At 33.3% G+C, this 9820-nt stretch carries 8 protein-coding genes and 1 pseudogene; 2 read left to right on the forward strand and 7 right to left on the reverse strand.

The window, feature by feature from the left end; all coding sequences use genetic code 11:
- Together SOY52_RS04160 and SOY52_RS04165 are read right to left on the reverse strand one after the other, a co-directional pair.
- Positions 1–791, reverse strand: a 791-nt coding sequence (locus tag SOY52_RS04160; protein ID WP_320847720.1) for a butyrate kinase, incomplete at its 3' end; no start/stop codon positions are given.
- On the reverse strand, positions 788–1378 hold the full coding sequence (locus tag SOY52_RS04165) for a class I SAM-dependent methyltransferase (RefSeq protein ID WP_320847721.1): 591 nt from the start codon (positions 1376–1378) through the stop codon (positions 788–790). The genes SOY52_RS04165 and SOY52_RS04160, both read right to left, overlap by 4 nt.
- Positions 1379–1442: 64 nt before the next feature.
- On the opposite strand from SOY52_RS04165, the gene SOY52_RS04170 reads away from it, so the two are divergent.
- Positions 1443–2828, forward strand: a complete 1386-nt coding sequence (locus SOY52_RS04170) for an MATE family efflux transporter (protein WP_320847722.1) — start codon at positions 1443–1445, stop codon at positions 2826–2828.
- Positions 2829–3324: 496 nt separating this feature from the next.
- Here the strand turns inward: SOY52_RS04170 and SOY52_RS04175 are convergent, their stop codons facing one another.
- Positions 3325–4818, reverse strand: coding sequence for an ABC transporter substrate-binding protein/permease (locus SOY52_RS04175; RefSeq protein WP_320847723.1), 1494 nt, complete (start codon positions 4816–4818; stop codon positions 3325–3327).
- Between the two features lie 395 nt (positions 4819–5213).
- Positions 5214–5933 (reverse strand): annotated as a pseudogene (locus tag SOY52_RS11175) (amino acid ABC transporter ATP-binding protein); the annotation flags it as partial.
- Between the two features lie 325 nt (positions 5934–6258).
- Between SOY52_RS11175 and SOY52_RS04185 the strand changes: the two are divergent.
- Complete coding sequence (locus tag SOY52_RS04185; protein WP_320847725.1) at positions 6259–7596, forward strand: nucleobase:cation symporter-2 family protein; 1338 nt, start codon at positions 6259–6261, stop codon at positions 7594–7596.
- Between the two features lie 60 nt (positions 7597–7656).
- Here the strand turns inward: SOY52_RS04185 and SOY52_RS04190 are convergent, their stop codons facing one another.
- The 3 genes from SOY52_RS04190 to SOY52_RS04200 all read right to left on the reverse strand — a co-directional run.
- Positions 7657–8718 carry a hypothetical protein gene (locus SOY52_RS04190; RefSeq protein WP_320847726.1) on the reverse strand — a complete coding sequence of 354 codons (1062 nt, stop codon included), beginning with the start codon at positions 8716–8718 and terminating at the stop codon, positions 7657–7659.
- 8 nt (positions 8719–8726) lie between these two features.
- Positions 8727–9566 carry a lipoprotein gene (locus SOY52_RS04195; RefSeq protein WP_320847727.1) on the reverse strand — a complete coding sequence of 280 codons (840 nt, stop codon included), beginning with the start codon at positions 9564–9566 and terminating at the stop codon, positions 8727–8729.
- Between the two features lies 1 nt (position 9567).
- Positions 9568–9820 (reverse strand): serine aminopeptidase domain-containing protein (locus SOY52_RS04200; protein ID WP_320847728.1); only part of this gene is annotated, 253 nt, incomplete at its 5' end.

Here is a 9820-nt window from a genome sequence, read left to right on the forward strand (position 1 = left end):
TTTTCTTCTACTGCCTTATGGATGGTATCAGCATTTGAGGTATTAAAGTGACTGACAAAACCACCGGAACGAGAACACATAGCTTCAACATCCTCAATACTATGGTTTTTTGCATATCTTACAGCCTCAAGTACAGGAATAGAACCAAGACGTGTTGGGGTAAATGGGCCATCACCACCAGCACCTTCAGTGCCATCAATCATTAATCCATTTTCATGTGCAGCAATGGTAATTCCTCCATCAATATGAGAAACAATTAACCTTGAGTTTTCATAACTCTTTCCATGTTCTTTACACCAAAGTCTTGCAATACCCTTTTGGTTTAATACATGTGATTGTGCTCTCTTATATACGCCTTTAATTCCTGTAATTCTTGCTTCAGGTATGTATTCATCAACATTTGTAGGATCGACAGTGTAGGCTCTTTTATTAGTTTCCTTTGAAAAAATATAGGCAAGCATAACTCCAAGTTTTGCACTATGATCACTTCCACCTTTATCATCTCTTGTATCTTGATAGAGCTTTTCATCTATTTCCATTACTCCAGACTTTTGAGAATAAGCACAACCACCTCTACCGATAAATACATCTACATCGTTAAGTGAATATCCATATTCCTTTAGTAAATCTTCAATTACCATGCGTCTCAACGGAATTTGGTCATTTGCACTTTTATATTGTAATAATACAGGAGCGTCGTGAAAAACACTCTTAGTAAAAATATTATTTTCCTCTTCAAAAAGAGAAATCTTTGTTGATGTTGAACCAGGATTAATTACAAGCTGTCTCATAAAACCTCTTTTCTCAATATGACATTTAGCCATTTAGTCTCACTATATTCTTTTCTGCTATCATAAGCAGACCATAGATTTTGAACCACTAAATTATCTACATCTTTTATAAATTCTTTAAACTTATTTTCGTTAAAATAGGTGTAATACCTTCCATTTATATATTCTTCTTTATCACCATATTTAAATGATGAATAAATGTATCCACCTTCTTTTAATGCCCTTTCCATTTTTCTAAATACATCTTTAAGACTACTTCTTTCTAGGTGCAAAATTGATGCACAAGCCCAAATACCATCATAGGTAGCAATGCTATCAAGGTCACTAAAGAACATTTTCTTTACTTCTTTTCCAAGTAATTTAGACGCAAGGTTACACATCTCTTCGCTTCCGTCTACAGCAACAACATCAAAACCTTTACTAAGAAAAAATTTACTATCTCTACCTGAACCACATCCAAAATCAAGGATGGTACCTCCTAAGGGAATCAAAGGCAAAAAGCTTTCATATATTTGACTCATATCAGCATTGATAGTTGCTTCATAAAATGATCTCGAGTTCTTTGAATAGTAGGAAAGAGTATCCATAGTTCTATTTTATTACTCAAAACAAAGATTGTCACTGCTTTCCACTTAAGTTATGATAGCTAGCATGGGAAAAATTAGAGAAAAATTTTTTGGTTCAAAGGAGTTTTATTTAGCTGTTTTAGCCATAGCGCTTCCTATAGCGATACAAAACTGCTTTACAAACTTTGTAAACCTACTTGATAACGTTATGGTTGGGCAAATGGGTACACTTGAGATGAGCGGTGTATCAATTTCTAACCAAATATTATTTGTTTGTAATCTTTGTATCTTTGGGACAGTATCAGGAGGAGGTATTTTCTGTTCTCAGTTCTTTGGCGCAGATGATTACGAAGGAGTTAGATCTTCAATACGATTTAAGCTAATAGTAGGTTTAACTATTATTACTATAGCAATCCTTTGTTTTGTGTTTGCTGGGGATAAGTTAATATATCTATTTTTATCAGGAGAGAAGGATTTAGACAGTGTTAATAAAACACTCAATTTTGGTTTTTCTTATTTAAAAATAATGGCAATTGGTATCCCAGGATTTTTACTTAGCCAAGTGTATGCAAGCACCTTAAGAGAAGGTGGAGAGACTATGCTACCAATGAAAGCTGGAGTTACGGCCATTATCACTAACCTCGTTTTAAACTATTTATTAATCTTTGGACATTTGGGCTTTCCCAAATTAGGGGTAAATGGTGCTGCTATTGCAACTGTAATTAGTAGATATATTGAAGCTGGAATAATAATGTACAAAGCTCACACAAAAGAAAAATTTAAATACTTTAAAGGGCTCTACAGAACATTAATTATTCCAAGAGATTTATTTAAAAGGATTTTTAAAGCAGCTATTCCACTTATGCTTAATGAAACATTTTGGTCCTTAGCTATGAGTACCTTTGTTCAATGCTATTCAACTAGAGGTATTAATGCTGTTGCAGGATATAATATTGCAAACACCCTAATCCAGGTTGCAAATAGTACCTTTTTGGCAGTAGGCTCATCTATTGGCATTATTATTGGTAAATTATTAGGTGCAAATAAGTGTGATGAAGCAGTTAAAACAGATACAAAGTTAATAGTATTTTCTATAATGGTTGGTTCTGTTGCAGGAGCATTATTAATAGTAATCTCGCCACTATTTCCTCTTTTATATAACACAAGTCATCAAGCAAGAGAGATTGCAACCAAACTTATCATAGTGCAAGGTTGTTTCTTACCTCTCTTTGCACTTAGAAATGCCTCATACTTTACACTTCGCTCTGGTGGGAAAATATTAATCACAATATTAACAGACTCTCTATTTATGTGGCTCTGTCCTGTTCCTATTGCTTTCATATTAAGTAGGTTAACAGACCTCTCTGTTCCAATGCTATTTATGAGTGTACAGCTCAGTTTTATCTTTAACTGTATAGTTGGAATAGTTCTAATTAAAAAGAAAGTATGGGTTAAAAATATTGTTAAATAAGTTAAGGGATATATTTCATAATTGTTAAAGCTAATAATTATGCGTTCTAATATATTTTCTAGGCTTAGGATTTTGTTGTTTTTTGCTAGTTCGATAAGGTTTTCTTTTAAACTTTAAATACTTTGTGTAAAAATATTAGTATATGCTTAGCATACTAAGAAATACCAAATATAAAGAAAACCTTAAAGTTTGTATTTTACTATTAACTTATTATCATAGATTCAATTTCAATAAAAAAGTATGAAATATATTCTATACTCCCATTACATTAATCGAAGTATATACCATCAAAAAGCTATAGATTATTTTTGTCTAGAATTCTGTTTTAATAGATAAAAAGGATACACTTTACTTAATAAAATTCACCACAAAATGATTTACAACAAAATAAGCTACGAAAACCGTATTTTAACAGTAATCGTAGCTATTGTGTTTATAAATAAAAAATAGTTAATAATCTAATATTGTGTTTTCTTGATAAGTATTTAAGAAAACATCAATCCCACTCTTTAATTCCGTTAAGAATCTTTTCATGGCTTCTTCTCTTTGGATCAATTTTCTTTTCAACCCAATCAACGAACTTTGTCATTATAGTTGCAATAACGAAGTACATGATTGCAGTAAGAATAAGAGGGAAGAAAGCTTCATAAGTTCTTGATCTTACAAGGTCACTTATCTTTGTTAAGTCAAGTACAGCGATGTAACCAACAACAGATGTTTCTTTAATAAGTGTTACTACCTCATTTTTATAGATAGGCAAGAAGTGATGTGCTGCCTGAGGAAGTAAAATCTTAAAGAAGCTCTGGTAGTCTGAGTAACCAAGTGCAGTTGACGCTTCAAGCTGTCCCTTACCAATTGCGTTGTACCCTACTCTCAACATATCAATCATTGAGCAAGCAAACATTAATGAGAATCCTACTACTGAGACCCATGTTCCTGAAAGTCTAGAGGAACCAAATACAATGTAGTATAAAATCATTAATAAGAGTACTGTTGGCATACCATGAATGAGCCAAAGAATAAAGTTAGTTAAACCATTTGCAACCTTATTACCGTGTCGGCATAGCATGTAAACACCAAAACCAATTGCAGAGCCCGCAATGATTGAAACAAATGTAATTAAAATTGTTTCACCTGCACCTTGAACAAATAACTTCCAACGATTTTCTTTAATAAATGTTTTATAGAAGCTTTGCTGAAGCTTTTCAAAGAATCCTAACTCTGCTTTATCCTCACCAAGTACAACTAACTCAATAGGAGTTTTATAGTAAACATCTGTAAGTGTTCCTGTCTCATTACGTTCTGCACTTACAACGATATTCATTCCAACATCGTATTTACCAGTCTCAACACCTGGAGCAATTGCTTCAAAAGGAACTTCATAGAAAACTGGTTCATAACCATATTCACGGCAGAATCTACAGATGAAATCAACATCGAAACCTGAAATAGTACCATGACTGATGAAAGAGAATGGTTCGTAACCACCTTCAACTGCTACAGATATTTGGCCATTTTCACCTGTAAAGCCAGTTACATCACATGTATCTGTATCAGGATCGAAATCTGCGATCCAATAGTCATAAATCTCATCAAGCATTCCATTTGCACGGCTTTTTGCAATAAATGCATTAATTTCACTTAGTAATCGGTCCTTTTTCTCATTGTTACCAATGATACAAGTTGCATTAATATATCCAGCTGGCTCACTTAGAGTTGTTAACTCAGGATGGTTCTTTTTCTGTACACCGAAGCTAACCTGCTCAATTAGATAAGCATCAACCTTACCACTAGTTAATGCCAAAATCATGTCATTTGGCATGGTATAATATTGGAAAGTTGCTTTAGGAAGACGATCCATTATCAACTCTTCATATAATACAGCTGTCTGAACACCAATATTTTTTCCATCTAACTCATCGATAGAAGAGTAAGCAAATAGAGATGTAATGCACATCAACATCAAAAGAACTACAATAAACTTCTTCATTAACATTACTCCTCAATCCACTTAAATGTCATTACAATTTGATGGTGATATCCAAGTTCATCATCCACAAGTTCTTTTTGACTAAGCCCTGTAGTAGGTTCTTGGAGTAAGAGCTTAAAGAGCTTACTTTCACATGAGTTAACGTCTAAATACTCTCCATTATATTTAATAGTCATTGTAAGGATATCGCTCTTTTCAGAGTATTCAATCTTTACAAGAATATCTGGAGTATCAGAATATGAAGCAATATTGTTGATACATATTTCTTCAAGTGCAAGTAAAAGCTTACTTAAACGTTCAGCTTCAATTAAGAGCTTTTCACCATAGCTATGAAGTTCTTCATTCATTGCTTCGATATCGAAATCAGTAGAATCGATACGATATGTAAGAGAAGAAAGACGCTGAATAAACTTTCTTGTCATTTCTTTCTTAGGATGCTCAAAGATTTCCTTTGGAGTACCTTCTTCATAGACCTCACCGTCATACATGAAGAGAATTCTATTTGAAATCTTTCTAGCAAAATCCATTTCATGAGTAACAATCATCATAGTTCTTCCGGTCTTAGCAAGAAGCTTAATTACAGATTGTACTTCACCAATCATGCTAGGATCTAATGCAGAAGTTGGTTCATCAAACAAAATAATATCTGGATCCATAGCAAGAGTTCTTGCTATAGCAATACGCTGTTGCTGTCCACCAGAAAGCTCATCTGGGTAGTTAAATACCTTAGATGCAAGACCAACAGATTGTAAGAGATACATAGCCTTATCGTAAGCTTCCTGTCTTGATCTCTTTAACAATGTGATTTGAGGATTCATTATGTTTTCAATTACAGTCAGATGCCCAAAAAGGTTAAAGGACTGGAATACCATTCCCATGTGCTTTCTAACTTCATTTAAGTTACAGCCTCTTTCTGTGATGTCCTGGCCATCAACTATGATGCTACCGGAAGTAGGTTCAGTCAGCATGTTGATACATCTGAGCAGTGTAGACTTACCGGTACCGGATGGTCCGATGATTGATATAATGTCACCTTTGTTGATTGTTACATTGATATCCTTTAAAGGGATTGTATCATCATCAAACTCTTTCCTTAAGTGTTTAATCTCTATCATTTCACTCCACATGGCAGAAGCAAGTAAAATAGAAAGAAAAAGAAGAACACGACAAGGCACCTGGCAAGCTTAAGCTCACTAGTTGTACCCTAACTTTCCTCTGTCGACTTTCTTAATACCCACTCTGTCTCACCTAAAAATTTATTAATCAACACCCTTATAAATTAAGAGGGTGTAATGGTCAAGCCTTTTTGTAAAAAGAATGGAATAATAACTTTAAAATCCAAATATTAAAGAAAAATTATCGTTATATTTTTGTTGCAGGTTGTTGCATTTGTGTGTTTTAATTAAAACGTTGCATTTTGTTGCAAAAGGAAGGTAAAACGTGAAAAAGGAAAACTATGATGTTTCAAACATCTACAACCTTGATGGGAGAGTGCCAATTGCGAAGGCTATCCCATTTGGTCTACAACATGTATTAGCTATGTTCGTTTCTAATGTAACCCCAATTATCTTAATTGCAGGTGTTGCACTTTATAATGGAAATAGCTTTTCATCTCTCGATACAGCGCTACTAGTACAAGCAGCAATGTTAATCGCAGGAATAGGTACCCTAATTCAGCTTTATCCAATTTGGAAAGTTGGAGCAAAGCTACCAGTAGTAATGGGATTAAGCTTCACATTTTTATCTCCAATGATGATACTTGCATCAAGAGATTATGGCTTGCTAGTTGGTGCTGTTATGATCGGTGGTATTATCGAAGGCATATTAGGACTAACAACAAAATACTGGAGGCGCTTTGTTACGCCTATTGTATCTGCATGTGTTGTAACTACAATAGGATTCTCACTTCTATCAACAGGCATTTCAACTCTAGCAACCTCCAATGCCTATCCTCTTGGTTCTTGGCAGAACTTAACAGTAGGAGGTCTTACCCTATTAGCTTGCCTACTATTTCACTCGTTTACTAAAGGCTTTTGGAAAAACCTTTATGTCTTATTAGGACTTGCCGTTGGATATGTAATTTCCATTTTCTTTGGTATGGTTGATTTTTCCCAAATGATGGCAACCATCAATAAGCTTGGTATTATTTCATTTCCTCGTCTTTTTAGATTTGCACCAAAATTTGATATTGGAGCAATTATCTCTGTAACACTTGTTTTCTTAGTATCAGCAGCAGAAACAATTGGTGATACAACTGCAATCTGTACAGGTGGTTTAAATAGAGACATTACAGAAAAAGAAGTATCAGGATCTCTTTGTTGTGATGGCTTTATGTCAGCAATTTCTGCAGGAGTATTTGGATGCTCTCCAATAACATCTTTTAGCCAAAACGTAGGACTCGTTGCAATGACTAAGGTTGTAAACAGATGGACCATTATGTTTGGTGCTTTAACACTTATTATTGCAGGATTATTCCCACCTGTTGGCGCATTCTTCTCAACTCTTCCATCATGTGTATTAGGAGGTTGTACTGTAATTATGTTTGGTGCAATTATCGTAAGTGGAATTAATATGATGAATGCATGTAAGTGGAATGAGAAAACAACATTAATTGTTGCCACCTCTCTTTGTGTTGGTATTGGAGTTACTCAAGTAGATGGATTTTTCCAATATCTTCCATCTGTATTTGGAGACATTTTTGCAGGTAACCCAGTTGCAGGTGTATTCGTAGTTAGTATGATTATGAGTTTAATTATCCCAGATAAAGAAGAGAATTAATTAAATATTAATCTCATCCTTAAAAGCTAATTAGCTAATGAGGATGAGATATTTTTTTGCTTAGAAGAATAATCTAAAACTAAATGAAAGAGTATCTTTAGGATTATAACCTACAAATTCTGAATACTCATTTATAGTATATGTAATATAGCTTTCCATAAATAATAGCTTTAACTTTAAGCCAAATGAAGGATAGCCCCCTTTCAAGCCGCCATAGAGGCCAAGATTATTCCAAAGTCCAATATAGCCACCTAAATTTAAATGGTATAAAGCATTATTTATTTGTATTCTTGTTATATCAACAAGATCCATTGCTAAGCTTAATCTTAATGGACCATATTTATAGCTCCAGCCTAGAGAAGTTGAAAGAGATAAATCATATTTTAAATTACCCTTTAAGTTTTTTAGAGTAATATGGTCTATAGTCAATGCACTACTAAAGCCATATGGCATTTTAAGTGTTGCACCTAAATCAAGTGTTAAATTACTCTCTTTAATAAAACTTAAATCAAGTTTTTCATCTCCCGTTGCAACATCAACAAACGTAGTTACATCTACAGGTTTTATGTAATATCTTAAATTTGTGTGTAAAACACCACCAATAGAAAGCTTATAACTATTATTTAAATCAAATTCATGTGCATATCCAAGTGATAACACACCCTCAATTGGTACTGTTACATAAGCTGAAATACTTTCTCCACTAGTATAAAGCCCGCTTTTTAAACTAAAGGAAACACCAAAACCTTTAATAATTAATGATGATGATATTTTTCCATCAATAAAATATGAGCTTCCTGATAGTAGTGAAAGCATATCCATCATTGCTGTTGTATCTTTATTTAATACACCTTTGATATCAGAGTTAAGTAAAGCATTAACATTTGTAACAGCTGCTTCAAAGGAAGGTAGTATAAGCTCAAAGCCATCACTTGCTAAAGCAGCAGGGTTAACAGAAAAACCATCTTCAGGAAGTGCAATTGCTCTACCACTTTCCCCCATAGCTCTAAATGTCATAGATGTAGGAATATAAGCTGTTCTATTTAATTCACTAGAAAAATCCTTTGCTGGAAGTGATAAAACTAATATAAGGGCTATTAATATTAATGATATTTTTTTCATTTTTAACCTCATTTAAGTGCATTTAGTATGGAATCAAAACTAGGTAGACCAATTGTTTTTTCATTACCAAATGCAATTCTATCCATGCATGCTAATGGAGTAATAAGATTTGAAATAAGGGCGCCAACCGCTACATCTGCAATGTCCTTAATATCACCACTAATAGAAGCTGTCTTATTTAATTCAGCTTTACCTAAATCAAGGGATTTATATACTTCATCAATAGAAGCAAAAACACCATCAATGAAATCAACGGTGAGTTGACACTTGATATAATCAGAATTAGTAATTTCATTATTAAACATACTAATTACAGGGGTAAATAAACTATCAACGATATCAGTGCTTGCTTCTTCTAATGCTTTAATCATGGAATTGTACTGCTTTTGTTCTTCTGTTAAATCTTCCCCACTTACTGTAGGAAAGAACTTCTTAATTAACTTAGTAATATTTTCCTTACTAATATCAAGAACTTGAGCAATTCCATTTACTGCGTTAATAGTATTTTGATCTGTTACTTTTGTATTTAAAAAAGTATTAAGTTCTTCTTTTGAATAACACTTTGCGTTAACCATATTGGTTAACTTTTCAAGCTCTTCTCTACTTTGACTACGCAAAATACAACCAGTAAAGTTTTCAGGTGTAGTTACATTAAAAGAAACAACGTGACCCGGCCCAAGAAGTTCTTTAACAAAATCAATTGACTTCCCATCTACTTTCTTAACACCAGCAGAAAGAGAAACATCTAATGCTTGAGGTTTTACAAGTCCCATCTTTTGATAAACGTTATCAAGCTGACAGGAGGTTAAAAATAATACTGTAACTAAGATAAATAATATTTTCTTCATTTTAATCTTCCAAGAATTTAAAAATTTCACTCCAGAATTCTTTATTTACTTCATCTTTACTAAACATTATTTCGTGCTTAGATCCTTTAATTTCTTTTATAGTACAAGTTTTACAAAGAGAAGAAAACTTAACTTGATCTTTTTGCTTTACACTATGATCAACTTCTGCTTGCAAAAGCAAAACAGGGATAGATATTTTTTCAGCTTGCTTTTTCATCTCTTTAGTTGCTTTTATAGATTGATAAACCCAATTC

This window comes from Bullifex sp. (assembly GCF_034103065.1).
Taxonomy (GTDB): domain Bacteria; phylum Spirochaetota; class Spirochaetia; order Sphaerochaetales; family Sphaerochaetaceae; genus Bullifex.

What these genes read in the sequence shown, in the direction of transcription:
- SOY52_RS04170 (WP_320847722.1), top strand. Translation starts at nt 1,443, where the DNA reads ATGGGAAAAATTAGAGAAAAATTTTTTGGTTCAAAGGAGTTTTATTTA.
- SOY52_RS04190 (WP_320847726.1), bottom strand. Translation starts at nt 8,718, where the DNA reads ATGAAAAAAATATCATTAATATTAATAGCCCTTATATTAGTTTTATCA.
- SOY52_RS04175 (WP_320847723.1), bottom strand. Translation starts at nt 4,818, where the DNA reads ATGAAGAAGTTTATTGTAGTTCTTTTGATGTTGATGTGCATTACATCT.
- SOY52_RS04165 (WP_320847721.1), bottom strand. Translation starts at nt 1,378, where the DNA reads ATGGATACTCTTTCCTACTATTCAAAGAACTCGAGATCATTTTATGAA.
- SOY52_RS04195 (WP_320847727.1), bottom strand. Translation starts at nt 9,566, where the DNA reads ATGAAGAAAATATTATTTATCTTAGTTACAGTATTATTTTTAACCTCC.